Raw genomic sequence first — 24,082 nt, forward strand, 5'->3', positions numbered from 1 at the left:
ACCCACCGCCGGTGATGCGGGACGGCTGAGCGACCGCCGTCCCGGGTCGCGACGTGGGAGAAGGACACGTGCATATTTTTGCCGTGGCCAGGGCGGTGCACGGCATCGAACCCCTGGTCGCCACGGAGATTCGGCGTTCCCGGCTCGGTGTGGTGCGCGGATTGCGCCACCGCGAGGTGTGGTTCGAGGCCACGGACGAGACCGGCCTCCAGGGCTTGCGTACGGCGGACGACGTGCTGCTGGGCGCCGCCGTGGTCGGCGGGGTCGGCCACGACCGCGCGGCGCTGCGCCGGCTGGCCGGGGCGGCGCGCGAACTGGACACCGGCCGCCTGGCCGGCAAGCTGGAAGGCGCAGCCCGGCCGGCCGGTGGGCTGGAGGTGTCGGCGTCCTTCGTGGGGCGCCGCAACTACAGCCGGTTCGAGATCGAGGACGCGGTCGGGACCGAGCTGGCGCGGGCGCTGCGGCTGCCGTACCACTCCAGGAGGGGCGGCGGGCGGCCGCCGGGGGACGCGATGTCGTGGCGGGTCACCATCGAGGGCGACCAGGCCCTCATCGCGCTCCGGCCGGCCGATCGGCCGCTGCACCGCAGGCCGTACAAGACGGCGTCCATCCGGGGCACCCTGCACCCGCCGGTGGCCGCCGCCATGGCGGAGCTGGCGCGTTTGGAGGGGGCGCGGACGGTGCTCGACCCGTGCTGCGGCGCGGGGACCACGCTGATCGAGGCACACGCGCTGCTCCAGGCGTCAGCGGCGCCGCGCCCGCGGCTGCTGGGCTTCGACCACGACCCGTCCGCGCTCGCGGCCGCCGCCGCCAACGCACGCGCCGCCCTGGGCGGAGGCCGCGCGTCGCCCTTCGGGTGGGCCGTGGCCGACGGCGGGCGGATCCCGGTGCCTGACGGCAGCGCCGATCGTGTGCTGGTCAATCCGCCCTGGGGGCGCCAGGTGCCGCCGCGTGGGCTGCTCGCCGGCGACCTCGGCCTGCTGTGGCGGGAGGTGCGGCGGGTGCTGGCCGCCGACGGGCTGGCCGTGGCGCTGGTCCACGAAGGGCTCCCGCGCGGGTTCGCCGTCGAGGAGGCCGTCACGGTGAGCCTGTCCGGACAGCATCCCGTGATCGCGGTGCTCAGGAAGCAAGCGACCGCGGGCGGAAGGTCCGGGGGCGGCCCCCTCAGGAGGCGGGGCCGAGCCAGTCCAGGATGAGCCGGTTGACCTCGGCAGGTCGTTCCAGGTGGAGGAAGTGACCGCCGCCTGCCACCACCTCGGTCCGCGAGCCGGGCGGCAGGTGGCTCGGCGCTTCCTTCGCCAGATCGGCGCTCAGGCAGCCGTCCTGGGCGCCGTGCAGGTAGAGGACGGGCCCGGTGACGCCGGGGTCGACGTCGGGGTAGCGGCCGGAGCGCGGCGTGGTGCCGAGCATGGCGCGGTAGTAGCCGATGGCCGCCCTCAGGTTGGCGGGGTCGCCGATGCTGCGCCGGACGAACTCCAGATCCTCCGCGGCGTCGTAGCCGGGCGACCAGTCGCGCCAGAGGCTCTCGATGAAGCCGGGGCTGGCGGCGGCCGCCTCGGCCAGTGTGGTCTGGAAGAGGAAGATGTAGAACGAGCGCTTGAGCTGCTCGTAGTCGAAGAACGTCCCGGCCAGCGAGCCCGGCGGCGGGACCGCGAGCGTGACGGCGCGGCGGAAGCGGCCCGCGGTGTGGTAGACGGGGAAGGCGCCCCAGTCGTGCCCGACGATCACCGCGTCGGCGTCGCCGCCGAGCTCCTCGTGCAGGGCGCGGACGTCGGCGACGAGGGCGGCGTCCTCGTACGCTCCGTCGGCGGGGACCTCGGTGGGCGCGTAGCCGCGCATGAACGGCGCGACGGCGCGGTAGCCGCGCTCAGCCAGCGCCGGCATCAGGTGGCGCCACGTGTGCGCGGTGTCGGGAAAGCCGTGCAGGCAAAGAGCGAGCGGTCCTTCGCCCACGGTTAGATACGCGAACTCCACCCCATTGGCGTGGATAGTCCTGATCTCCATGACTGCGAAACCTAGCACTCGGCCCCGTCAAAGCAGTACCACTTGCTCGGCGCATCCCGTCAGCAGGCACGCCAGCCCGAACTCGAACTGGTCACTGAAGCTCAGGTCGTCCGCCTCCACCACCCGCCGGTTGAACTGCGGGTAGGCCCCGCTCTCCACCACACCGCGGATGTAAGGGCCGATCGCGGCCCGCCACTCCTGTTCGGACAGCCCCGTACGGCGCTGCGCCTCCTGCTCGGCCAGTTCCTTGGCCACGGCGCCGAGCACGTAGCTGCCGATCGCCCCGATCACCGCGGACGCCCGCGTGATGTCCGGGGTCAGCGCGGCCGCGGCGGTGAGCGCGTGCTCGAAACGCCGCAGCGAGTTGGGGCCCATCGTGGGCCTGCTCGTCATGAGCCTGGCCATCCACGGATGGCGCAGCACCATCGCCCGCTGGTCGCGGGCGACCTCGGCCAGGTCGGCCCGCCAGTCGCCGGTCAGCGGCCCGGGTGCACCCTCGCCCCACACCGCGTCCGCCATCAGGTCCAGCAGCTCGTCGCGGTTTTCCAGGTAGCGGTAGAGCGACGTGGTGCCCGACTTGACCTCGGCCGCCACCCGCCGCATGGACACCGCGTCCAGTCCTTCGGCGTCGGCGACCGCGATGGCCGCGCGCACGATCCGCTCGACGCTGATGGCCTGACGGGCTGAGCGCCGCCGTGTTCCCGGCCCGCCACGGCGTGCACGCCCTCGTGGTCGAGCGGGAGCCGGGTCCCCGCATCCACCCGAGGGCCACCGGCGTCGGCCTGCGCACCGTCGAGCTGCTGCGCGAGGCCGGCCTGGAGGAGGCCGTGAACGAGGTGGCCATCGACATGACCGGCGCCGTCCTCGGCAAGATCACCGTGGACCGGCTCGCGGGCGCCGACCTGGCCGCCCTGGCCGCGACCATGCCCACCCGCGCCCAGGCGTACGACGAGATCTCCTACAGCCCCGCGCGGCTACGCGGCATCTGCCCGCAGAACCGCCTGGACCGGGTGCTCCTGGACGCCGCGCGCGAGCGGGGCGCGAGCGTGGCCTACGACACCGAGGTGGTCTCCCTGGAGCAGGACGCGGACGGGGTGACGGCCGTGGTGTCGGGGCCCGGCACGCTCGGGCCCGAGCTGCACAACATCATGTTCCACGCCGACCTGAGCCACCTGACCGGTCCCTACGGCTTCGCGCTCTGCGAGATCACCGATCCGGAGGCGCCCGGGATGCTGCTCGCCATCGACGGCAAGAGCGAGTGGGTCTTCCACACCGATCGGGATCCCGGCGCGGACGTGATCAGGACCGCGCTCGGCGACCCCGCGCTGGAGGTCGAGATCGTGAGCGTGCTGGGCTGGCGAGCACGCGGGCAGGTCGCCGACCGGTTCTCGGCGGGACGCGTGTTCCTGGCCGGCGACGCGGCGCACGCCGTCCCGCCCACAGGGGCGTTCGGGCTCAACACGGGCGTCGCCGACGCGCACAACCTGGCCTGGAAGCTCGCCCACGTGCTCTCCGGCAGGTCCGCACCCGGCCTGCTGGACACCTACCACGACGAGCGCCGGCCGGTCGCGCTGCTGGCGCTGGAGCAGTCCTTGCTCCGGATGCGGGACCTGCGGCTGCACTTCGACGGCGGCCCGCGGGCGGCCGAGCTCAGGGCGCGGGCGGGCGCGCTGAACGCGCCGATCGTGCACCTCGGCTACCGCTACGGGTCGGCGGTCGAGGACCTGCCCTCGACGGAGGACGTGTCGCTCTGCCTCGACGGGTCGCCGGGCTCGCGGGTGCCGCACCTGTGGGTCGGCGACCGCTCCACGCTCGACCTGGTCGACGGGGGGGTTCTGCGTGTTCGCCGACCGTCCCGTGCCGGGCCTGGACGTGCCGGTGCACGTGATCGACGGCTGGCCGTACGGGACGCTGCTGGTGCGGCCGGACGGGTTCGTGGCCTGGCGCGGGGAGGACGGCTTGGCCGATGCCCTCAGAACGTATATCTCAGGTGCTTGACGCCGTTGATGAAGTTGGACAGCAGGAAGTCGGGCTCCCCCACGGACCTGATGTCCGGCAGGCGGGTGAACAACTCGCGGTACATCACGGTCATCTCCCTGCGCGCCAGGTGGGCGCCCAGGCAGTAGTGCGGCCCGGGGCCGCCGAAGCCGACGTGCGGATTCGGATCGCGGGTGATGTCGAACGCGTCGGGGTCGGTGAAGACGGACTCGTCGCGGTTGGCCGAGTTGTAGAAGAGCAGCACCTTGTCGCCCTTCTTGTACGCGGTGCCGTTCATCTCGTGGTCCCGCGTCAGCGTGCGCCGGAACTGGATCACCGGCGTCGCGTACCGGACGATCTCGTCGCAGGCTCCGACGACGCGACCGTCGAAGTCGCTCAGCAGCAGCTCCCGCTGCTCGGGGTGGTCGGTGAGGAGCTTGAGCCCGTACGCGATCGCGTTGCGGGTGGTCTCGCTGCCCGCCACCACGAGCAGGATGAAGAACGATCCGAGCTCCTGCGAGGTGAGCCGCTCGTCACCGTTGACCAGCAGGCTGACCAGGTCGCCGGTGGGCCGTTTGCGCCGTTCGTCGCCGAGGCGGGCGGCCAGCCGGTTGAGCGAGAAGCCGGCGCGCAGCAGCTGAACCAGCCCGCGGGCGACGTTGAGCCTGCTGAAGTCGGGGGCAAGTCCGGTGTACTCGGGGTCGGCGTTACCGAGGATGATGTTGGTCCGCCGCAGCACCATGTCGTGATATTTCGCGGGGATCCCCATCATGTCGCAGATGACTCGTACGGGCAGCCGGGCCGCCACCTGCGTGACGAAGTCGCCCGGACCCTCCGCGATCGCCTCGTCCACGATCTCCGCGGCGGCCCTGGCCAGGTCCTCCTCCATCTTCGACAGGATGCGCGGCGTGAACGCCCTGGACACGATCCGCCGCAATCTCGCGTGCCGCGGATCGTCCATGTTGATCATGGAGCCGAAGTAGGCGCTCAGCCAGCGCGGCATGTCGGGGATGCTGTTGGCGCACGGCTCGCTGCTGAACACGGCCGCGTTCCTGCTGGCCTCGGCCACGTCGGCGTGGCGGACGAGGGCGTAGTAGCCCGGCCCGCCGCCGACGAACGGCACGTACTGCTCGCGCACGAACACCGGGTGCTCCAGCGCGCGCAGCCGACGGAATGCCTCCATGCGCTCGGCCTGTGGCAACCCCCAGAACGGGATCTGCGACAGGTCCAGGTCCGCGGACAGCGTCATACCCTCATAGATTTGTGCAAGTGGCCACTTACGTCAAGAGCGGCTACTTCCTCTTGATGATCAGATCGGCGCCCTTCTCGCCGATCATGATGGCCGGGGCGTGAGTGTGGCCGCGGTTCAGCGTCGGCATGATCGACGCGTCCACGACGCGCAGCCCCTCGACGCCGCGCACCCGCAGGGACGGGTCCACGACCGAGGTCTCGTCGGCGCCCATCCGGCAGGTGCCGACCGGGTGGTAGAGGGTCTCGCCGCGCTCGCGTACCCACTGGGCGAGCTCCTCATCGCTCTCCGGCGCCCAGTAGGGGGCCATCGGCCCGCCCGCGTACGGCTTCATCGCGGCGGTGGCGAACACCTGCTTGGCCGTCTTCAGCCCGGCCACCAGCCGCTTGACGTCGGCCTCCTCGGCCAGGTAGGCGGGGTCGATCACCACGTCTCTGCCGTTGAGCCCGATCCTGCCGCGGCTCTCCGGCTGCAGCAGCACGACGCCGACGGTGAGCCCGTGGCCGGTCGGCGGGGTGAGGCCGTGGTCGATGAACGGCCCCGGCGCGAAGATCAGCTCGATGTCGGGCGCGGGCTCCTCGGCCGAGGTCCTGATGAAGGCGACCGCCTCGCCCACGTTCGTGGTGAGCATGCCGGAGCGCAGCACGATGTAACGCAGCAGGTTGCCGATCGACTCGGCCTTGGTCAGCGTCACCGGCTGCTTGCACTCGACGTACACGCCGCTCGCGAGGTGGTCCTGGAGGTTCTTGCCGACCTCGGGCAGGTCGTGCACGACCTCGATCCCGGCGTCGCGCAACTCGCCGGCCGCGCCCACGCCGGAGCGCATGAGCAGGTACGGCGACCCGATCGCGCCCGCGGACAGGATGACCTCCTTCCTGGCCTTGACCTGGATGCCGCCGCTGTGCTCGATGCCGATCGCGCGCCTGCCGTCGAACATCACCCGGTCGACGGTGACCCCGGTGATCACGGCGAGGTTGGGCCGGCCGGCCGCCGGGCGCAGGTAGGCGTCGGCCGAGCTCCACCTGCGGCCCCGGTTCTGGGTCACAGGGGTCGGGCTGTAGCCCTCGTTGGAGCGGCCGTTCAGCTCGCCGAGCCGTTCGAGGCCCAGCTCCTCGCACGCCTTGAGGAAGGCCACGGTGGTGACGTTGGGGCTGCGCAGCTCGGAGACGTACAGCGGGCCGGAGGTGCCGTAGACGTGGCCGTGATTGCTGCCGACGCGGTGCTCGGCCCTGGTGAAGTACGGCAGGACGTCGTCGTACGACCAGCCGGGGACCTCCCACTGGTCGTAGTCGAGCCCGCAGCCGCGCACCCACATCTGGGCGTTGAGCGAGGACGAGCCGCCGATGACCCGGCCGCGGGGCCAATAGAGCTCCCTGCCCGACATCTCGCCCTGCTTGGCGGTGGTGTAGTTCCAGTCGTAGTCGGTCTTGAACAGCTTCGCGAAGCCCGCGGGCATGCGGATCTCCAGCTTGTCGTCCTGCCCGCCCGCCTCGACCAGCGCCACCGACACGTTCGGGTCCGCCGACAGCCGGTTGGCCAGCACGCACCCCGCGGATCCCGCGCCGACGATCACATAGTCGTACTCCATGACCACTTGCTTACTCCACGTGGCCGGGCCCGTCCATATCCACTTGTGACCTCTGTTACCTACCAGTCGGTTTGGGGATGCTGCTTAGATGGCGCCAAGGTGGCTCAGAGGGAGGAAGGCGTCATGCTCAATCTGTCGATCGTCCTGGAGGACAGCGCCAGGAACAACCCGGACGGCACGGCCATCGTCTTCGGCGACATGCGGCTGCCGTACTCCATGATCGACACCATTGCCAACCAGGTGGCGAACCTGCTGGTGGCCCGCGGCATCGGCAAGGGGGACAAGGTCGCGCTGGCGTGCCCGAACCTGCCGTACTTCCCGTTCGTCTACTTCGGCATCCTCAAGGCCGGGGCGACCGTGGTGCCGCTGAACGTGCTGCTCCAGTCGCGTGAGATCGCCTACCATCTGGACGACAGCGACGCCAAGGCGCTGTTCTGCTTCGAGGGCACGCCCGAGCTGCCGCTGGGCGAGCGCGGCAAGGCGGGCTTCGAGGCGGCCTCGGGCTGCGAGCACTTCTTCGTGCTGCCGGCCACCCCGCTCGCGACCGAGTCCGAGCACGGCGAGTCCATTTGGGCGGCGCTCGGCGGGATGGCGAGCACGTTCGAGACCGTGCAGACCGCGCCCGACGACACGGCGGTGATCCTCTACACCTCGGGCACCACCGGCCAGCCCAAGGGAGCCGAGCTCAGCCACCAGAACATGCTGATGAACGCCATGGTCGGCGACAAGATGTTCCCCCGGAGCGAGGACGGCGGCGACACCTATCTGGCGGTGCTGCCGCTGTTCCACTCCTTCGGCCAGAGCGTCGTCATGAACACCGGCTTCCTGCGCGGCGCGACGGTCGTGCTGCTGCCGCGCTTCGACCCCGGCGACGCGCTCGCGCTCATGGTCAAGGAGAACGTGACGTTCTTCGCCGGGGTGCCCACGATGTACTGGGGCATGCTCACCAAGATCCACGCCGAGGGCGCGGAGGCGCCCCGCTCGCTGCGCGTCGCGGTGGCGGGCGGCGCGTCCTCGCCGGTGGAGGTGCTCAAGGACTTCGAGAAGACCTTCGGGATCAGCATCCTCGAGGGGTACGGGCTGTCGGAGACCTCGCCGGTGGCCAGCTTCAACCAGCACGGCCGTCCGACCAAGCCCGGCACGATCGGCACCCCGATCTGGGGCGTGGAGATGAAGCTGATCGACGGCGACTGGAAGACCGTCGAGGGCGAGGGGCCCGGCGAGATCGCCATCCGCGGGCACAACGTCATGAAGGGTTACTACGGCCGTGCCGAGGCGACGGCCGAGGTCATGAGGGACGGCTGGTTCCGCACCGGCGACATCGCCACGCGTGACGCCGACGGCTACTACTCCATCATCGACCGCGCCAAGGACATGATCATCCGTGGCGGGTTCAACGTCTACCCGCGCGAGCTCGAAGAGGTCCTGCTGACCCACGAGGCCGTGTCGCTGGCCGCCGTGGTGGGGGTTCCGCACGAGTCCCTCGGCGAGGAGATCAAGGCGTACGTCATCCGGACGCCGGGCGCGACGATCACCGAGGACGAGCTGATCGCCTGGGCCAAGGGCACCATGGCGGCCTACAAGTACCCCAGGATCGTCGAGTTCCGCGACAGCCTGCCGATGACGGCCACGGGCAAGATCCTCAAGCGCGAGCTGCGGTAACCGCTTCCGGAGGCGCGGGCGGCCTAGACTGCCGATCATGACGCGGCCCCTCGCCCTCTTCGACCTGGACAACACGCTGATCGACCGGCTGGCCGCGTTCGAGCGCTGGGCCGCCGAGTTCGCCGCGGAGCGAGGGCTCGGCCCGGCGGCGGTGGAGTGGCTGGTGGAGACGGACGCGGACGGGTCGATGCCCATGGACGTGTTCTTCGGCCTGGTCCGCGAGCGGTTCGAGCCGGCCGAGCCGGCGGCGGAACTCTGGCGGGCTTACCGGGCGCGACTGCCGCACCTGGTCACCTGCCGGGCCGAAGTGCTGGACGGGCTCGATCGGCTGCGGGCGGCCGGATGGGCGGTCGGGATCGTGACGAACGGGATGACCGACAACCAGACCGGCAAGATCCGGCGAACCGGACTTGCCGAGCGGGTGGACGGGTGGGCGATCTCCGGCGCCGAAGGCGTGCGCAAGCCCGACGTGCGGCTGTTCGAGATCGGGGCAGGACGGTGCGGCACATCGCTGGCCGGGGGCGGATGGATGGTCGGCGACGATCCGGACAAGGACGTCGCGGGCGGGCGGGACGCCGGCCTGCGCACGATCTGGATCGACCGCGGGGTGGCCGCCGCGGACGGGGCCGACCACGTCGTGACCGACGTCCTGACCGCCATGGAGCTCATCATCGAGATGAAGCCGGGCGGCCGGGAGCGATAGCGTCGTCGGCATGCGAGATCGGCCGGAGGACTTCGACGAAGGACTGCTGCGGCCCGCGCTGCGGGACTGGGGCATCGACGCGGAGACGCTCGACTACGCGCCGGTGGGGTTCGGGGACTATCACTGGGTCGCGGACGAGCGGTGGTTCGTCACCGTCGCGGACGTGCGGCAAAGGTCGTACGACGAGCTCCTGAGGGCCATGGAGACGGCGGCGGCGCTGCGTGAGGAGGCGGGACTCGGCTTCGTCGTCGCGCCGCTGCGCGCGGCCGACGGCACGACGCTGCGGCGGCTCGACCGCCGCCGCTACGCCATGAGCGTGTTCCCCTTCGAGAGCGGCGCCGCCGGGCAGTGGGGCGAGGACCTGGCGCCCGAGGAGCGCGGCCTGCTCATCGACCTGCTGGCCGAGCTGCACCGGACGCCGCCGCCGCTCTCGGCCCCGCTGCGGCCGGTGGAGCCGGCGGGCCGGGCCTGGCTGGAGGACGCCATCCGGGAGACGAACCGGACGTGGCTGGGCGGCCCGTACGCCGAGCCCGCCAGAGCCCTGATCGCCGATCACGCCGGGCCGCTGCGCCACCGTCTGGAGGAGCTCGACCGGATGGCGGAGAAGAGCGGCGAGCCCGTCGTCACGCACGGCGAGCCGCATCCCGGCAACCTGCTGCGGGCGGGAGCGGGGCTGCTGCTGGTCGACTGGGACACGGTCGGGCTGGCCGTCCCGGAGCGCGATCTCTGGCTGGTCGCCAGGGACCCCGCCGACCTGGCCCGATACGCCGACGCCGGCGGCCGCATCCCGGATCCGGCGGCCCTGGAGCTCTACCGGCTGCGGTGGGCGCTGGACGACGTGGCCGAGTTCGTGGCCTGGTTCCGGTCGCCGCACGGCCGCACGGCCGACGCCGAGCAGGCCTGGAACGGCCTCACGGGCACGCTGGAAGCGCTGGCGCGGTAGGAACGGGGGCGGACGGGTGACGGCCGGGCAACACAGCACACATGACCTCGACCTTCAGGACGAGATCGTGATCAAGCGGTACCGGTCGTGGGACAGGCGCGAGCCGCACCGCGAATGGACCGCGCTGACCCTGCTCGCCGAGCACGCGCCCGGCCTCGCCCCCGAGCCGATCACGGCCGACCTCGACGCCGCCCCGCCCACCGTCGTCATGAGCCGCCTCCCGGGCGTCCCGCTGCGCGGCCTGCGCACCGGCCCGGCGCATGTCCACGCGATGGCCGCCGCCCTCACCCGCCTTCACCGGGCCGTCCCGGCCGCGAGCCTGCCCGAGCCGGCCGCGTGGACCCCGGCCGGAGCCGTGGCGTACGCGCGTGGCTGGGCCGCCAAGCGACCCGATCTGGGCGAGGACCCGCGGGCCGCGAAGGCCTTCGCCGCCGGTGCGGCCTGGCTGGCCGGCCCGGACGCCGACCGGCTCGCCGTCAACCCCTTCCCGCCCGTGCTCGGCCAGATCGACGGCAACCATGCCAACTTCCTGTGGGACGACGACACCGCCCAGGTGCGCATCCTGGACTGGGAGGACTCCGGGAGCAGCGACCGCGCCTTCGAGCTGGCCGAGGTCGCCGAGCACATCTCCCGCATGGACGGCCACCTCGACGGCGACGGGTTCCTGGCCTGCCTTGACCTGACGGTCATGGAAGCCGCACGCGTGCGGGATTTCCGGCGGCTGCTCGCGTTCAACTGGTTCGTCATGCTCAGCCCAGACGGGCCGTTCGCCACCCGCAACCCGCTCGGAACCTTCGAACGGCAGGCCGAGCGCGTGCTCGCACTGCTCGGCGCCGGCCGCTGACAAGTTCGCCACGGGAGCGAGCTGATTGTAATCTTGTGGTAACGCTATGCAATCGAGCCAGGCAAGAGGAGGTCGCGTGGGCCGGCACGAGAAGCCCCACACACACCCCAAGGACCAGCCGGACGAGCCCAAGGAGGGCTCCACCGCGAACCAGCATCAGGAGAGCCGCGGCAAGCACGCCGCGCCCCCCAAGGACAAGAAGTAGCTCACGGCGCGGCGGTGAACAGGTAGTTGCGCCGGCGCGGGCTCACGCGATCCGTTCTGGCCCAGCGGCGTCCGTGCCAGAGGTGCATGCGGTAGCCCCGTTCGATCAGCGAGCCCGCCACCTCGGCGGAGGTCCTGCCGTATTTGTCGAGGTGGCGGTCCTCGATCTCCAGCAGCAACGTGGGCCGGTGCTGCTCGATCGTCCATTCCGCCCCCCTCAGCACCTCCGCCTCGAACCCCTCCACGTCCACCTTCATGAAGTCCACCCGCGGGATCTCCCGCAGCTCGCACACCCGATCGACGGTGTACACCGGCACGTCCAGCGTCTTGGCGGCGGTGAACCGGCCCGGGTGCTTCAGCCCCTCCTGCAGGTGGGCCCAGCCGTGGATCGGCAGCCCGAACCGGTAGGGCAGCCGCAGCCGCTGATATCCGGTCGACGACCCGAGCGCCGCGTTGGTCACCTGTATGTTGCGCGCGCCGGACGCGCGCCGTCCCGCCTCCAGGATCCGGTACGGCACCGGCAGCGGCTCGAACCCGTGCACCTGGCCGGCCGGTCCGGCGAGCCGGGACAGCGGATACGTGTACATCCCGTAGGCGGCCCCGACGTCGAAGCAGACCGCTCCCGGCCGGACGAGCCCGGCCAGCCCGAGGAGCTCGGACTCGCTGATCGACATCCTGGCTCCCGCCCGCAGCGCCGCCGCCGCGGCTCTCACTCTGATCATGCCGGTGACGGTACGGAAGGGGTACGGGCCGGCGAATCCCCCTCAGGAGCGCGGTCGCGGGCTCCGGCGTGCCACCGGAGGGGGATTGCCGGGAACGACCAGGCCGCTCTCGTAGGCGAGCACCACCGCCTGCGCCCGATCGCGCAGGCCCAGCTTGGCGAAGATCCGCCCCACGTGCGACTTCACCGTCTCCCCGGCGATCGTCAGCTCCTCGGCGATCTCGGTGTTGGCCAGCCCGGACGCCACCAGCCTGAGCACGTCCAGCTCGCGGGCGGTCAGCGCGTTCAGCCGCAGCGCCTCCCGTTCGTCGACGGGCCGCCTGGTGGCGAACTCCTCGATGAGCCGGCGCGTGACCGAGGGGGCGAGCAGGGCGTCACCGGCGGCGACGACGCGTACGGCGGTGATGAGGTCGGCCGGGGGCGCGTCCTTGAGCAGGAAGCCGCTGGCTCCGCCGCGCAGGGCGGCATAGACGTAGTCGTCGATGTCGAAGGTGGTGAGCATCAGCACCTTCGGCTCACGGCCCGCCCCGGTAATGCGGCGGGTGGCCTCCAGGCCGTCGAGGTTGGGCATGCGGACGTCCATGAGCACGACGTCCGGCCGCAGGTCGCGAGCCGCCGCGACCGCCTCCAGGCCGTCGGCGGCCTCCCCCACGACCTGGAGGTCGGGCTGCGCGGCGAGCAGCGCCGCGAACCCGGCCCTGATCATCGCCTGGTCGTCGGCGACCACCACGGTGATCATTCGTCCTCTCCCTTCGGCGGCTCCGGGGAGCGTCCGCCGTCTCCGGCCGGTGTCCGTGCGGGGGCCTGTTCGCCTTTGTCGCCCATGGGGAGCCTCGCGTGCACCGTGAAGCCTCCCCCGTCATTCGCCGCCGCCGTCAGCGCGCCGCCCACCGCCGCCACGCGCTCCCGCATTCCGATCAGCCCGAGTCCCGCCCCCGGTTGCGCCGCGCCGGCCGGCTGGGCCGGTCGCTCGTTCGCCACCTCCACCGTCACGGCGTCGCCGTCGGTCCGGACGGAGACGGTGGTGCGGGCGCCGGGCGCGTGGCGTACGACGTTGCTCAGCGCCTCCTGGACGATCCGGTAGACGGTGACGGACTCGGCGGGCGAGAGCGGCGGCGCCGGTTCGGTGACCATGAGTTCGACGGGCACGCCCGCCCGCCGTACCGACTCCACCAGCCTGCCGAGATCGCCCAGCCCCGGCTGCGGCGCGGTGCGCGGCGCCTCGCCGGAGCCGCGTAACGCGCCGAGCAGGTGCCGCATGTCGTGCAGGGACTCGCGGGCGGCCGCGTTGATGGCCGCGAACTCCCCCGCGACCGCCTCGCTCACCCCGCCCTCGATCCGGTACGGGGCGCTGGCGGCCTGCACGGCGATCACCGACATGTGATGGGCCACCACGTCGTGCAGCTCCCTGGCGATCCGCGCCCGCTCCTCCAGGAGTCGCCGCCGCCCGAACTCCTCGGCGACCTGTAAGGTGGCCAGCCGCCGCAGCCGCCTGGTGTGCCCGAGAATCACGGCGACCAGCAGGGACAGCGTCCAGGCCAGCAGGCCTCTGGCCAGCCTGGACGGCTCCACGTCCTGCGGCAGGCTGATGGCGATCCCGGCCGCGAGCGTGACGGCGAAGGCGACGATCGTCACGCGCCGGGTCGACGACAGCGCCAGCGTGTACATGACGGGGAGCTGGGCCAGCGTCTGGTTGAGGAGCCACGGCTGTGGGGGGATCGGACTGTCCAGCGCCATCCCCAGCCCGTTGAGGAGAGGTACGGCCGCCACCATGGCGCACCACGCGGGCACGGGCCGGTACCACGCCCAGAGCACGGGTCCGGCGAGCAGGACGGCCGCTGGAATGGCGAACTGCCCTAACATGGCGCTGACGGTGAGGGCCGGCGAGTTGAAGATCAGGAGCGCCGCTGACAGCGCGGCGAACGGCCACCGGCGGAGCATCGGCTGATCGGTCCCCGGCGCTTTGGGCACCCGGACGCCGAACGCATCACGAAGCACCCCCATGAACCCACCTTATGGGGTATCACCGATCAAGGTCGCCGCCGATCTTCTGGACAGGAAGCGGCATGTCACCGAACGAATATTCGCGGATGCAGAGCGCGAGAAAATGGAACTTGCGTAAACTGCAAGCTATGTTTCAGGTTATGAAACAGCCGCCGTCCAGCCTGCTTCCCCTGTTGCGCTCCCCCTTCCAAGGAGAACTACTGGCCTGGCTCTTCTTGCATCCAGACGTCGAGTATGCGCAGGTCGAGCTTGCCAAGCGGTTCGGTGTCTCACCATCCTCCGTGACGCGCGAAGTGGATCGTCTGGGGGCGGCGGGCCTGGTGGTCACCCGGCGAACCGGGAACATGCGGATGGTTCGCGCGGACACGGATGTGGCCGTGGCTCGCCCCCTCACCGAGTTGCTGGCCTTGACCTACGGGCCCACGGCGGTGTTGGGCGAACAATTGTCCGGAGTGGACGGCATCGAGGATGCCTACATCTACGGCTCCTGGGCCGCGCGGTATTCGGGTGAACCAGGCCGGGTGCCGAACGACGTGGACGTCCTGGTCATCGGCTCCGCCGATGAAGACGATCTGTACGACGCCGCCAGGTCTGCGGAGCGGCAGCTCGGCAGAGAGGTGAGCATCCGCCGCCTGAGCCGTGACGAATGGGAGTCCTCACAGGGCGATCCGTTCCTCGAAACGGTCAAGACCCGCCCGTTGGTACGCCTCAAGATCGATGAGGGGAAGAGATGAGATGGGAGCAGGGGCGTGCCGCGATCGAGGGCATGCTGAGCCGGGGTGAGATCGAGAAGGTGGCGGCCAGTCGTTCCCAGGCAGAGGAACTGCTCGACCAGGCCTCGAAGCACATCGCAACGGCTCGTCTTGCGATGGAGTCTGATCCGATCGGCTCCTACCAGTTGTTGTACGACGCGGCGAGGAAGGCGTTGTGCGCCATTCTGGAGAATCAAGGCCTTCGGGCGACCAGCCGGGGTGGGCACATCGCGGTGTACGAAGCGGTGAACGCGCAGCTCGATCCGCCTTTGGGGAAGACCCTGCGGTCGTTCGATCGGATGCGGCGTCGCCGCAATGAGGCGGAGTATCCGCGGCTCGGCTCGCCGCGGTTCGGCGCGGACGATGTTCGCGCCGACATACCGAAGGTCGAGGCGATCAGGGAGATCGCGGGCAAGGTGATCGATTCGATGCGGCCCTTTTGACGGGACCTTACGAGACCCCGGAGGGGTGAGAGGGCCGGCGGGCCCTCTCACCCCTCCGGGCCGGGATCACGGCCAGTCGAGCGCCGGGCGGAGGGGGACGCCGGAGGCGCCCTGCTGGTCCAGTTTGACGCCCAGGACCTGGTGGAGCTGGACCTTGTTGCGTTCGAAGCCGACGATGCAACCCGCCATGTACAGGGCCCACACCCGGGCCGTGCCCATGCCGACCTCCTGGACCGCGTCCTCCCAGTTGGCGTCCAGGTTGTCGCACCAGTGCCTCAGGGTCTTCGCGTAGTGCTCCCGCAGGTTCTCCTCATGGCGGATCTCGAAGCCCAAGTCCTCCATCTGCCTGACCAGGTAGCCCACCGACTCGAGCTCCCCGTCGGGGAAGACGTACTTGTTGATGAAGCCGCCCTTGTTGAACGTCTTCTCCTTGCCGGTCGGGCGGGTGATGCAGTGGTTCAGGAGCCGGCCGCCGGGCTTCAGCTTGCTGTACAGGAACGCGAAGTACGAGCGGACGTTGGCCTTGCCGATGTGCTCGGTGAGGCCGATGGAGCTCACCGCGTCGAAGTCCGTCTCCGGCACGTCCCGGTAGTCCATGTGGCGGACCTCGGCCAGGTCCTGCAGACCGGCGTCGGCGATGGCCTTCTGGGCCCACTCCGCCTGCTGCTTGCTGAGGGTCACACCGAGCACCTTGACGCCGTAGTGCTCAGCGGCGTGCATGGCCATGCCGCCCCAGCCGCAACCCACGTCCAGCAGGCGCATGCCGGGCTTGAGGCCCAGCTTGCGGGCCACCAGGTCGAACTTGGCGTACTGGGCCTCCTCCAGCGTCGCCTCCTCGGTGGGGAAGACGGCGCACGTGTACGCCATCGACGGCCCGAGCACCCACTCGTAGAAGCGGTTGGAGACGTCGTAGTGGTGGTGGATGGCCTCGGCGTCGCGCTGCTTGGCGTGGCGGGAGCCCAGCCGGGCCAGCGTGCTCTGCCGCATCTCCTGAGGGGGCGGCGGCACACGCATCAGCAGCGGCTTCATGCCCAAGGAGCGGACGGCGGCGATCTTCTCGGAGGTCGTCAGGTCGTTGGTCGTGATGTTCCACATGCGGTCGAGCAGGGTGTACAAGTCTCCGTGCACGTCGATGTGACCGGAGATGTACGCCCTGGCCAGGCCCAGTTCCCCCGGGGCCTGGGCCAGGTACGCGACCGCGATCGGCGTCTTGACCTCGAGGGCGAGGTCAGCCCCGTCCGGTCCTGCCTTGGTTCCGTCGTAGGCCATGAACGCGACGTTCGCGTCCGTGCCGACGATCTTCTCAAAGATGCTCGCGAGAGCCATCGACTCACCTTCCCCGCACACACTTGTCATACAGATCAAGCAAGCGACCGTTCGGGTCGTATTCCCGCTTGATCGGCCAGTAGGCGTCGCCGTTGTACAGCTTCCAGAACTGCTCACGGGCGTAGAAGGACGTCGAATAAAGCGACTTGTGACCGTCGAGATCGTGCACGGTGTTCTCGATCAGCCGGTTGTAGTAACCGTCGAACTGCCCCCGTGGCAGTGGCACCATTCCCCAGAACCCGAAGTTGACGTACAGCTTGCCGGGCTCCAGCGGGTAGAGCGGCCAGCGGGAAGAGGCCCGCAGCGGGCACATCCACACCGGCGTCATGCCGACCTTGTCGTGGAAGAACTCCAGGAACTCCGCGCCCCGCTCGACCGGCGTCTCGACGTCCTGGATGACCGACTCCTGGACGGGCTGGTCGCGCCAGCGGTCGATGCGCGCGGTCACCCCGTACTTGCGGTCGAGGGCGACCAGGCGGCGGTAGACGTCGGAGCGCATCCAGCGGCGCGGCATGAGCGAGCGGACCACGGGCTGCTGCACCCCGAAGGCCCGGGAGCACCAGAACCAGTCGGTGTCCCAGCGCCACAGGTAGTCGCGGATCGTCAGCCAGTCGCGCTTGCGCTGCCTGATCGACTGGTAGTAGATGCGCATGCCGGTGTAGTCGGAGGCGTAGGGCGCGCGGTCGGCGAAGCGGCCGACCGTGAGGTACATCTCGCCGGGGGCGAAGAAGACCCCGTCCACGAAGTCGACGTTCTCGCCGTCGTGCACCATGCTGTCGCAGATCTCCTGCATGGCGAGCATGCACTTGGCGGCGTCGGTGAACTTGACGTGCGTGAGGTGGACGTACGGCTGGACCTTGCGCAGCTTGATCCGGATGCGGAGCGCGTAGCCGAGCGTGCCGTAGGAGTTGGGGAAGGCACGGAAGAGGTCGCGGTGCTCGTTGTCGTCGCGGGCCACGACGACGCGGCCGTCGCCGGTGAGGATCTCGAGCTCCTCGACCGACTCGTGCGGCAGCCCGTCCCTGAAGCTGGTGGACTCGATGCCGAGCCCGGTGACGGCGCCGCCCAGCGTGATGGTCTTGAGCTGTGGCACGACGTACGGCATGAGACCGTGCGGGAGCGTGGCGTCGACCAGCTGCTCGTACGTGGTCATGCCCTGGACCTCGGCCGTCATGGCCTCGGGGTCGACGCTGATGACCTCGCCGAGATCCCTGGCCGAGAGCTTGGCCGTCTTCGCGGAGTCGCGGAACCTGAACAGGTTGGACGTCGACTTGGCGAGCCGGGGCGCGGCGTCGCCCGGGATCTCCGCGTACGACTGCCGGATCTGCTCTACTGCCCGTTGGTGAGCCGACATCGTCGTCGTCACGAAAGCACCCCCTAGAGCCGGTAGAGATCGTCCGTAAGAAGGTATCTCCCACAGGCGACCTCGAACAGACCGGGGTCTGTTAAAGACACGAAAACTGTTCATCGTGCCAGGTGAAATGCCTATGTGGTAGGCGATTCCGTAAACTTCCTCCGCACGGTGGGCGCTACTCCGTTGAGCACCCCGTCCACCTCGCGGCCCTCGACGGCGGCGGTCAGATTGTCGAGGGTCGCGCTGAGCAGACGGCCCGTGGCCTCCGGGGTGACACCGGCGACGTGCGGGGACAACAGGACGTTGGGCAGCTCGCGCAGCGGGTCGTCGGCGGGCAGCGGCTCGACGTCGAACACGTCCAGTGCCGCCCCCGCCAACTGCCCGTTGCGCAGGGCCTCCACCAGGGCCTTCTGGTTCACGACGCCGCCGCGTGCGGCGTTCACCAGCAGGGCGCCCTGCTTCATGCGGGCCGGATCGATCAGGTCCCGGGTCTCGTCCGACAGCGCGATGACGACGACCACGACGTCGCTGTCCGACAGCAGCGCGGAGAGGTCCTCGAAGGCGGGGTCCTCGCGAGGCGTGCGGGTCCAGAACGACACCTGGCAGCCGAGCGCGCGGAACATCTCCATGCACATGGCGCCGATGGGACCGTAGCCGACGACGCCGACGCGTCGGCCGCGCAGCTCGTGCGGCTGCAGGCCCTGCTGGGGCCATTCGCCGGCGCGTACGGCGGCGTCGGCCGCGGCGAGCTTGCGCGACAGCGACAGCGTGGCGGCCAGGCACCACTCCGAGACCGCGACGGCGCTCACGCCCGGCGTGTTGGCCAGCGGCACCCCGGCGGCGGCCAGCGCGTCGAGATCATGGCCGTCCACGCCCACGGAGGGCTGCTGCACGAACGCCAGCCGGGGCGCGGCGGCGACCGCCTCGGCGTCCAGCGCGAGCGTGGCCGTCCAGTCGCCCAGCACGATCTCGGCCTCCGGCAGCGCCGCCAGCAGCGCGTCCCGGTCGCGGGCGGCGGGCACACGGACGTCCACCCGGTCGCCGAGCGGGGCGAGCAGGCGGCGCAGCAGCTCCTCGGGGAGCGGGGGCAGGGCGAGCAGGTTCCAGGGGCTCATGCCCCCACAGTAAAGCTGTTGATCACCTGCCGCATAAGCCCCCTGCTGCGCAGCCACTGGTTCTCGGTGACGGTCCAGGACAGGATGTACGCGGTGTCGCCGATCGCCACCGCCCGGCGTACCTCGCGGTAGCGGGTGCCGGCGGTGACCCACCGTGCGTCGCCCTGCGCGCCCGCCGTCCAGGAGAACTCCCACTCCACGGCCTTGACGCCCTGGTGCGTGACGGTACGGCGGCCGCGGTTGACCACGCTCTCGGCGGTCTGCCGCAGGCTGTCCTCCTCGCTGCGCAGGAGCTCGTTCGGGTCGAGGTTGGAGTAGACGGCCGCGACACCGAGATGGGCGTTACCGTCCCGCCGCGTCCACTCGGTGTAGGCATCCTGGCGCGCGCCCTTCCAGCCGACCGGCCGCAGGATCGACCAGCCGTCACGTGATTTCCACACCCGCACGGCCGGCGCCGCCCGCTTCACGCTGGGCGTCGGGGTGGGGGTCGCGGTCGGCTCCGGCGTCGGGGTGGCGCTCGGCGTGAGCGGACCGGTGGCCGCGGCGGGCTGGGCGGTCGCGCGTGGCGCGCCTTCGGCGGGGGAGGCGAACTTGAAGTAACCGACCGCGCCGGCCGCGACCACCACGACCGCCGCCGCGGCCATCGCGAGCAGCGCCCGGCCCCGGCCGCCACCCTTCCGCTCGGGAACGTCGCGGTCCTCGGAGGCGGGCCTGGCCGCGGCTATGGCGGCCAGCAGCCGGTCGGCCTCCTCGGCGTCCACCCGCTCCTCGGGCTCCTTGCGCAGCAGGCCGCGCAGGACGGGGTGCATGATCGGCGGGATGCGCCGGTAGTCGGGCTCATCGGTGAGCAGCGCGTTGAGCGTGGCCATGGGGTCGCCGCGCTCGAACGGCGAGCGCCCCACCATGCACGCGTACAGCGTGGCGCCCAGCGACCACAGGTCGGAGGCCGGTCCGGCGTCGGCGGCGCGGACCCGTTCGGGGGCCAGGAAGCTGGGCGAGCCGGTGACCATGCCGGTGCTGGTGAGCGAGGCGTCGCCCTCGACGGTGGCGATGCCGAAGTCGGTGAGCACGGCGCGGCCGTCGTCGGTCATGAGGATGTTGCTGGGCTTGACGTCCCGGTGCAGGATCCCGGCCGCGTGGGCGGCCTTCAGCGCCGACAGCACCTGCCTGCCGACGTCCGCCGCCTCGCGCACGGGCAGGGCGCCGGTGCTGAGCACGACCTCCTCGACCGTCGGGAAGCGCAGCAGCTCCATGACGATCCAGGGGCGCCCGCCCTCCTCGACGACGTCGTAGATGCCGACGACGGACGGGTGGTTGAGTTTGGCGGCCGTACGGGCCTCGCGGACGGTGCGCATGAGATGGCGTTCCTGGTCGCCAGGAGACAGCCCGTCCGGCAGCACCACTTCCTTGATGGCGACCTGCCGGTTGAGCAGCGTGTCCCGGCCTTCCCAGACCACGCCCATCCCCCCGCGGCCCAGCTCGCGCACTAACTCGTAGCGCCTGGCGATGAGCCGGTTGCTATCCGAAACCATGTCCGTCCCCTGTAGACCACCACGAACAACGGGCAAGTTTCCCATACCTGCCAGGACTTCGAGTGAAGGTCGCTTGCCACAGATCACCGAAGGTTGTTCTACTGTCGGTATGTCTGAAGTTCGCCGGGGCCCGCTGGCCGGAGTACGCGTGCTGGAGCTGGCCGGGCTGGCTCCCGGCCCGTTCGCGGGGATGATGCTCGCCGATCACGGCGCCGAGGTGCTGCGCGTCGACCGGGTCAAGGCCGTCTCCGACCGGCCGCGCACGGATGTCATGGACCGGGGCAAGCGCACGATCGGGCTGGATCTGAAGGCGCCCGAGGGCGTGGCGGCGTTCAAGGAGCTGGCGCGGCACGCCGACGTGGTGATCGAAGTGTTCCGGCCGGGCGTGGCCGAACGGCTCGGCATCGGGCCCGATGACCTGCACGCGGTGAACGAGCGGCTGGTCTACGGCCGGATGACCGGCTGGGGGCAGGACGGGCCGCTGGCGTCCACGGCCGGGCACGACATCGACTACATCGCGATCTCCGGGATCCTGTCGCAGCTGGGCCGCGAGGGTGACAAGCCGACGCCGCCGATCAACATTTTGGGCGACTTCGCCGGGGGCGGGCTCATGCTCGCGTACGGCGTGCTGCTGGCCCTGTTCGAACGGGAACGTACCGGGAAGGGCCGGGTGATCGACGCGGCCATGGTGGACGGGGCGGCGATCCTGTTCGCGATGTTCTACCACGGCGTGCAGAGCGGCTTCTGGGGGCCGCGCGGCACGAACCTGCTGGACACGGGCGCCCCGCACTACGACACGTACGAGACCGCCGACGGCGGGTACGTGGCGGTGGGGTCGCTGGAGCCGCAGTTCTGGGAGGCGATGGTGACCCTGATGGGCCTCACGGACCTGCCGGACAGGAACGACCGGGCCCAGTGGCCCGCGCTGAAGGCCCGCCTGGCCGAGGAGTTCAAGACCAGGACGCGGGCCGAGTGGGAGGCCTTGTTCGAGGGCTCGGACGCGTGCGTCTCTCCCGTCCTGTCCATGTCCGAGGCCGCCGCCCACCCGCACAACGTCGCCAGGGGCGGCTTCGCCGAGGTCGGCGGCGTCACCCAGCCTGTGCCCGCGCCCCGCCTGCTGGGCGTGCCCGCCCAGGACCTCTCCCCCGCCACCCGCCTGAGCGACCTGTCCGGATGGGGCCTGTCGCAGGAGGAAGCGGACAAGCTGCGGAGCCAAGGGGTGCTCGCATGATCGACTTACTCGACGGCGACATGTACGCCGGCGACCCGGCCCCCGTCTACGCCTGGCTGCGCGAGCACGCCCCCGCCTACCACGACGAGGCCAACGGCCTGTGGGGCATTTCCCGCCACGCCGACATCTCGGCCATCGAGCGCGACCCCAAGCTGTGGACCAGCACCGTCGGCTACCGCCCTCAGCTGCCGTCCGAGCCGTCGATGATCGGCATGGACGATCCCGAGCACGCCGAGCGCCGCCGCATCGTCTACCGCCGCTTCACGCCCCGCTATGTGCACGCACGCTACGCCGCCCGGGTCCGCGAGGTCGTCTCCGAGCAACTCGACCGTGCGCTGGAGCAGGGAACGGTGGACGCGGTGGCGGAGCTGGCCGCGCCGCTGCCGGCCCGCATGATCGGATGGCTGCTCGGGTTCCCCGACGAGGACTGGCCGCGGCTCAAGCACTGGTCGGAGACCACGATCGTGGCCGGCGGCGGCCTGCGGTACGTCACGCACGAGGCCGCGGTCGCGGCCGGCGAGTTCGGCCAGGCCGTACTGGACCTGGCCGCCGAGCGCCGCGCGGGAGCGCCGGCGGCGCATGGCGACCGCGACGACCTGCTGTCGCTGTGGTGCGCCAGCCCCGCCTACGACGACGAGCACCTCGCGAACGAGGCGCTGCTGCTGCTCGACGGCGGCGCCGAGACCACCAGGACCGTCATCGCCACGGCGATCGACGCGCTGATCCGCCACCCGGAGCAGTGGCGGCTGCTGCGCGAGGACCCGGAGTCGATGGAGGGGGCGATCGAGGAGTTCATCCGGTGGACGACGCCGATACTCAACATGTGCCGGGCGGCCACCCGCGACACCTGGCTGCACGGGCAGCAGATCGCGAAGGGGCAGCAGGTCCTGCTCATGTACGGGTCGGCGAACCGGGACCCCGAGGTGTTCGCCGACCCCGGCGTGTTCGACGTGACGCGGAAGCCGGGCGGGCACATCGCCTTCGGCCTGGGCACCCACTTCTGCCTGGGCGCGGCGCTGGCCCGGCTGGAGCTGCGGATCTTCTTCGAGGAGTGGGTCGCGCGGGTGCGGGACGCGACCTGGGCCGACGACCTCGGCCCGCGGATCCTGCCCAACGCCTTCGTCAGGGGCGTGACGTCGTTCCCCATCGAGCTCCGGCCGCGCTGAAGCGCGTCAGCGCGCCCTGGCGACGGCGTGGGTCGAGTAGTCCTTCAGCACGATCGAGTCGTGCAGGCGCATGCCCCTGCTGCTGATCTTGGCGGCGGCCCTGGTCAGGCCCGCGGGCAGGTGGTCGATCAGCCACACCATGCCGGCCAGCGCCCGCAGCTCGAAGGGCGTGCCGGGGACGATCCGCCTGGCCGCGTTGATCGCGAACGTGCGGCTGCGCCGCACGTAGTCGCCGATCTCGGCCTCGTACGCGGGGTACGCCCGCGTGTGGTCGCCGCCGTACGCGGCCAGCTCCCCCGCCAGGATGTACGCCCCCACGACGGCCAGGCTCGTGCTGCCGCCGACGGCGGGCCCCGGGCAGTGTCCCGCGTCGCCCACGAGCGTCACCCGGCCGCGTGACCAGTTGTCCAGGCGCAGCTGGGTGATCGAGTCGAAGTAGAAGGCGGGCGTGCGGTCCAGCTCCGCCAGGAGCCTCGGCACCTCCCAGCCCACTCCCTCGAAGCGCTCGCGGAGGAGCTCCTTCTGCCGGGCGACATCCCGGTAGTGGTAGTCGAGCTGCTCCGGCGTCCTGAACAGGAACACCGCGCGGGCGTCGTCCATGTGCGGGGCGACCATGGCGGCCATCCTGCCCACCCCCGCGATGCCCTCCATGCGGCCGTCGAGGCCCAGGTGGTCGGGCACCGAGACGACGGCCAGGTAGGCGCCGATCCAGGTGGAGAACTCCGACTCGGGACCGAAGATCAGGCGGCGCACGTTGGAGTGGAGGCCGTCCGCGCCGATCACCAGGTCGAAGCGGTCCTCCCGGCCGCTGTCGAACGTCACCTCGCCGTCGTCGGAGATCGAGGCGATCGAGTCGCCGAAGACGTACTCGACGTCGTCGCAGGTGGCGTCGTGGAAGATCTCGCTCAGGTCGTCGCGCATGATCTCGACGTGGCGGTCCGAGACGGCCGTCAGGACGCGGCGGAGCTCCAGCTCGATCGGCTTGTCGTGGCCCTCCCTGTACATGGTCAGGTGTTCGACGCCGGTCTTCTCGGCCAGGACCCGGTCCAGGGCGCCCATTTGCTCGACGATGTCCATGGCGGGCCTGAACAGGTCGACCGCGTGGCCGCCCGTCTTGCGGAGCGCCGGGGCGCGCTCCACGACGGTGACGGCGAAGCCGTACCGGTTGAGCCAGTACGCGAGAGCCGGTCCCGCGACGCTCGCGCCCGAGATGAGGATCCTCATGCCAGATCTCCTTACTTAACGGAAGGTAAGTTGAGTCCAG

The 24,082-nt window shown here is 70.8% G+C and carries 23 protein-coding genes and 1 pseudogene; 12 read left to right on the top strand and 12 right to left on the bottom strand.

Annotated elements, in window-relative coordinates:
- Positions 1 to 68: 68 nt before the first annotated feature.
- Positions 69 to 1,196, top strand: a complete 1,128-nt coding sequence (locus ACIBX3_RS08895; protein WP_397114685.1) for a TRM11 family SAM-dependent methyltransferase — start codon at positions 69 to 71, stop codon at positions 1,194 to 1,196.
- Here ACIBX3_RS08895 and ACIBX3_RS08900 read toward each other — a convergent pair.
- Positions 1,165 to 2,004, bottom strand: coding sequence for an alpha/beta fold hydrolase (locus tag ACIBX3_RS08900; protein ID WP_397114687.1), 840 nt, complete (start codon positions 2,002 to 2,004; stop codon positions 1,165 to 1,167). The genes ACIBX3_RS08895 and ACIBX3_RS08900 overlap by 32 nt on opposite strands.
- Before the next feature lie 27 nt (positions 2,005 to 2,031).
- Entirely contained in the window at positions 2,032 to 2,658 is a 627-nt protein-coding gene (locus ACIBX3_RS08905; protein ID WP_397114689.1) for a TetR/AcrR family transcriptional regulator C-terminal domain-containing protein, read from the bottom strand.
- A 29-nt stretch (positions 2,659 to 2,687) separates the two neighbouring features.
- On the opposite strand from ACIBX3_RS08905, the pseudogene ACIBX3_RS08910 reads away from it, so the two are divergent.
- Both ACIBX3_RS08910 and ACIBX3_RS08915 read left to right on the top strand, forming a co-directional pair.
- Positions 2,688 to 3,578: pseudogene (locus ACIBX3_RS08910) on the top strand (FAD-dependent monooxygenase); the annotation flags it as partial.
- A 361-nt stretch (positions 3,579 to 3,939) separates the two neighbouring features.
- A complete protein-coding gene (locus ACIBX3_RS08915; RefSeq protein ID WP_397115026.1) occupies positions 3,940 to 4,002 on the top strand; it encodes a hypothetical protein in 63 nt (20 codons plus the stop codon).
- Here the strand turns inward: ACIBX3_RS08915 and ACIBX3_RS08920 are convergent.
- Together ACIBX3_RS08920 and ACIBX3_RS08925 are read right to left on the bottom strand one after the other, a co-directional pair.
- Complete coding sequence (locus ACIBX3_RS08920; RefSeq protein ID WP_397114691.1) at positions 3,977 to 5,230, bottom strand: cytochrome P450; 1,254 nt, start codon at positions 5,228 to 5,230, stop codon at positions 3,977 to 3,979. The genes ACIBX3_RS08915 and ACIBX3_RS08920 overlap by 26 nt on opposite strands.
- Before the next feature lie 43 nt (positions 5,231 to 5,273).
- Positions 5,274 to 6,818: a GMC family oxidoreductase gene (locus ACIBX3_RS08925; RefSeq protein WP_397114693.1), complete on the bottom strand. Its 1,545-nt coding sequence runs from the start codon at positions 6,816 to 6,818 to the stop codon at positions 5,274 to 5,276.
- Positions 6,819 to 6,941: 123 nt separating this feature from the next.
- Here ACIBX3_RS08925 and ACIBX3_RS08930 point away from each other — a divergent pair, with 123 nt between their 5' ends.
- The 5 genes from ACIBX3_RS08930 to ACIBX3_RS08950 all read left to right on the top strand — a co-directional run bounded on the left by ACIBX3_RS08930 (position 6,942) and on the right by ACIBX3_RS08950 (position 11,175).
- Positions 6,942 to 8,480, top strand: a complete 1,539-nt coding sequence (locus ACIBX3_RS08930; RefSeq protein WP_397114695.1) for a long-chain fatty acid--CoA ligase — start codon at positions 6,942 to 6,944, stop codon at positions 8,478 to 8,480.
- A gap of 37 nt (positions 8,481 to 8,517) precedes the next feature.
- Positions 8,518 to 9,183, top strand: coding sequence for an HAD family hydrolase (locus tag ACIBX3_RS08935; RefSeq protein ID WP_397114697.1), 666 nt, complete (start codon positions 8,518 to 8,520; stop codon positions 9,181 to 9,183).
- A 10-nt stretch (positions 9,184 to 9,193) separates the two neighbouring features.
- A complete protein-coding gene (locus ACIBX3_RS08940) occupies positions 9,194 to 10,126 on the top strand; it encodes a phosphotransferase (RefSeq protein ID WP_397114699.1) in 933 nt (310 codons plus the stop codon).
- Between the two features lie 67 nt (positions 10,127 to 10,193).
- Positions 10,194 to 10,970, top strand: a complete 777-nt coding sequence (locus ACIBX3_RS08945) for a phosphotransferase family protein (RefSeq protein ID WP_397114701.1) — start codon at positions 10,194 to 10,196, stop codon at positions 10,968 to 10,970.
- A 76-nt stretch (positions 10,971 to 11,046) separates the two neighbouring features.
- Positions 11,047 to 11,175 carry a hypothetical protein gene (locus ACIBX3_RS08950; RefSeq protein WP_397114703.1) on the top strand — a complete coding sequence of 43 codons (129 nt, stop codon included), beginning with the start codon at positions 11,047 to 11,049 and terminating at the stop codon, positions 11,173 to 11,175.
- A gap of 1 nt (position 11,176) precedes the next feature.
- Here ACIBX3_RS08950 and ACIBX3_RS08955 read toward each other — a convergent pair whose 3' ends face one another.
- Genes ACIBX3_RS08955 through ACIBX3_RS08965 form a run of 3 tightly spaced genes read right to left on the bottom strand, consistent with a single transcriptional unit; the run spans position 11,177 to position 13,899 of the window.
- Positions 11,177 to 11,896, bottom strand: coding sequence for an FkbM family methyltransferase (locus ACIBX3_RS08955; RefSeq protein ID WP_397114705.1), 720 nt, complete (start codon positions 11,894 to 11,896; stop codon positions 11,177 to 11,179).
- 42 nt (positions 11,897 to 11,938) lie between these two features.
- A complete protein-coding gene (locus ACIBX3_RS08960) occupies positions 11,939 to 12,634 on the bottom strand; it encodes a response regulator (protein ID WP_397114707.1) in 696 nt (231 codons plus the stop codon).
- On the bottom strand, positions 12,631 to 13,899 hold the full coding sequence (locus tag ACIBX3_RS08965; protein WP_397114709.1) for a sensor histidine kinase: 1,269 nt from the start codon (positions 13,897 to 13,899) through the stop codon (positions 12,631 to 12,633). The genes ACIBX3_RS08960 and ACIBX3_RS08965 overlap by 4 nt, the downstream gene beginning before the upstream one ends.
- 62 nt (positions 13,900 to 13,961) lie before the next feature.
- On the opposite strand from ACIBX3_RS08965, the gene ACIBX3_RS08970 reads away from it, so the two are divergent.
- Together ACIBX3_RS08970 and ACIBX3_RS08975 are read left to right on the top strand one after the other, a co-directional pair.
- Positions 13,962 to 14,633, top strand: a complete 672-nt coding sequence (locus tag ACIBX3_RS08970; RefSeq protein WP_397114711.1) for a hypothetical protein — start codon at positions 13,962 to 13,964, stop codon at positions 14,631 to 14,633.
- A complete protein-coding gene (locus ACIBX3_RS08975; protein WP_397114713.1) occupies positions 14,630 to 15,094 on the top strand; it encodes a HEPN domain-containing protein in 465 nt (154 codons plus the stop codon). The genes ACIBX3_RS08970 and ACIBX3_RS08975 overlap by 4 nt, the downstream gene beginning before the upstream one ends.
- A gap of 66 nt (positions 15,095 to 15,160) precedes the next feature.
- Here ACIBX3_RS08975 and ACIBX3_RS08980 read toward each other — a convergent pair whose 3' ends face one another.
- The 4 genes from ACIBX3_RS08980 to ACIBX3_RS08995 all read right to left on the bottom strand — a co-directional run bounded on the left by ACIBX3_RS08980 (position 15,161) and on the right by ACIBX3_RS08995 (position 20,421).
- Positions 15,161 to 16,420 (bottom strand): class I SAM-dependent methyltransferase, encoded by a 1,260-nt coding sequence (locus tag ACIBX3_RS08980; RefSeq protein WP_397114715.1) that lies wholly within the window; start codon positions 16,418 to 16,420, stop codon positions 15,161 to 15,163.
- Positions 16,421 to 16,424: 4 nt separating this feature from the next.
- A complete protein-coding gene (locus ACIBX3_RS08985; protein WP_397115028.1) occupies positions 16,425 to 17,774 on the bottom strand; it encodes an FAD-binding oxidoreductase in 1,350 nt (449 codons plus the stop codon).
- A 131-nt stretch (positions 17,775 to 17,905) separates the two neighbouring features.
- A complete protein-coding gene (locus ACIBX3_RS08990) occupies positions 17,906 to 18,889 on the bottom strand; it encodes an NAD(P)-dependent oxidoreductase (protein ID WP_397114717.1) in 984 nt (327 codons plus the stop codon).
- Positions 18,886 to 20,421: a serine/threonine-protein kinase gene (locus ACIBX3_RS08995; protein WP_397114719.1), complete on the bottom strand. Its 1,536-nt coding sequence runs from the start codon at positions 20,419 to 20,421 to the stop codon at positions 18,886 to 18,888. The genes ACIBX3_RS08990 and ACIBX3_RS08995 overlap by 4 nt, the downstream gene beginning before the upstream one ends.
- A 109-nt stretch (positions 20,422 to 20,530) precedes the next feature.
- On the opposite strand from ACIBX3_RS08995, the gene ACIBX3_RS09000 reads away from it, so the two are divergent.
- Complete coding sequence (locus ACIBX3_RS09000) at positions 20,531 to 21,652, top strand: CaiB/BaiF CoA transferase family protein (RefSeq protein ID WP_397114721.1); 1,122 nt, start codon at positions 20,531 to 20,533, stop codon at positions 21,650 to 21,652.
- A complete protein-coding gene (locus ACIBX3_RS09005) occupies positions 21,649 to 22,818 on the top strand; it encodes a cytochrome P450 (protein WP_397114723.1) in 1,170 nt (389 codons plus the stop codon). Before ACIBX3_RS09000 ends, ACIBX3_RS09005 begins: the two co-directional genes overlap by 4 nt.
- A 6-nt stretch (positions 22,819 to 22,824) precedes the next feature.
- Here the strand turns inward: ACIBX3_RS09005 and ACIBX3_RS09010 are convergent, their stop codons facing one another.
- The gene (locus ACIBX3_RS09010) at positions 22,825 to 24,042 is read right to left on the bottom strand and encodes an FAD-dependent monooxygenase (RefSeq protein ID WP_397114725.1); all 1,218 of its coding nucleotides are present in this window, start codon (positions 24,040 to 24,042) and stop codon (positions 22,825 to 22,827) included.
- Between the last annotated feature and the right edge of the window lie 40 nt (positions 24,043 to 24,082).

This window comes from Nonomuraea sp. NPDC049480 (assembly GCF_044465905.1).
Lineage (GTDB): Bacteria > Actinomycetota > Actinomycetes > Streptosporangiales > Streptosporangiaceae > Nonomuraea.

Coding starts and splice junctions, on each gene's coding strand:
- ACIBX3_RS08900 (WP_397114687.1), bottom strand. CDS start 2,004: ATGGAGATCAGGACTATCCACGCCAATGGGGTGGAGTTCGCGTATCTA.
- ACIBX3_RS08920 (WP_397114691.1), bottom strand. CDS start 5,230: ATGACGCTGTCCGCGGACCTGGACCTGTCGCAGATCCCGTTCTGGGGG.
- ACIBX3_RS08925 (WP_397114693.1), bottom strand. CDS start 6,818: ATGGAGTACGACTATGTGATCGTCGGCGCGGGATCCGCGGGGTGCGTG.
- ACIBX3_RS08930 (WP_397114695.1), top strand. CDS start 6,942: ATGCTCAATCTGTCGATCGTCCTGGAGGACAGCGCCAGGAACAACCCG.
- ACIBX3_RS08935 (WP_397114697.1), top strand. CDS start 8,518: ATGACGCGGCCCCTCGCCCTCTTCGACCTGGACAACACGCTGATCGAC.
- ACIBX3_RS08940 (WP_397114699.1), top strand. CDS start 9,194: ATGCGAGATCGGCCGGAGGACTTCGACGAAGGACTGCTGCGGCCCGCG.
- ACIBX3_RS08955 (WP_397114705.1), bottom strand. CDS start 11,896: ATGATCAGAGTGAGAGCCGCGGCGGCGGCGCTGCGGGCGGGAGCCAGG.
- ACIBX3_RS08960 (WP_397114707.1), bottom strand. CDS start 12,634: ATGATCACCGTGGTGGTCGCCGACGACCAGGCGATGATCAGGGCCGGG.
- ACIBX3_RS08965 (WP_397114709.1), bottom strand. CDS start 13,899: ATGGGGGTGCTTCGTGATGCGTTCGGCGTCCGGGTGCCCAAAGCGCCG.
- ACIBX3_RS08970 (WP_397114711.1), top strand. CDS start 13,962: ATGTCACCGAACGAATATTCGCGGATGCAGAGCGCGAGAAAATGGAAC.
- ACIBX3_RS08975 (WP_397114713.1), top strand. CDS start 14,630: ATGAGATGGGAGCAGGGGCGTGCCGCGATCGAGGGCATGCTGAGCCGG.
- ACIBX3_RS08980 (WP_397114715.1), bottom strand. CDS start 16,420: ATGGCTCTCGCGAGCATCTTTGAGAAGATCGTCGGCACGGACGCGAAC.
- ACIBX3_RS08985 (WP_397115028.1), bottom strand. CDS start 17,774: ATGTCGGCTCACCAACGGGCAGTAGAGCAGATCCGGCAGTCGTACGCG.
- ACIBX3_RS08990 (WP_397114717.1), bottom strand. CDS start 18,889: ATGAGCCCCTGGAACCTGCTCGCCCTGCCCCCGCTCCCCGAGGAGCTG.
- ACIBX3_RS08995 (WP_397114719.1), bottom strand. CDS start 20,421: ATGGTTTCGGATAGCAACCGGCTCATCGCCAGGCGCTACGAGTTAGTG.
- ACIBX3_RS09000 (WP_397114721.1), top strand. CDS start 20,531: ATGTCTGAAGTTCGCCGGGGCCCGCTGGCCGGAGTACGCGTGCTGGAG.
- ACIBX3_RS09005 (WP_397114723.1), top strand. CDS start 21,649: ATGATCGACTTACTCGACGGCGACATGTACGCCGGCGACCCGGCCCCC.
- ACIBX3_RS09010 (WP_397114725.1), bottom strand. CDS start 24,042: ATGAGGATCCTCATCTCGGGCGCGAGCGTCGCGGGACCGGCTCTCGCG.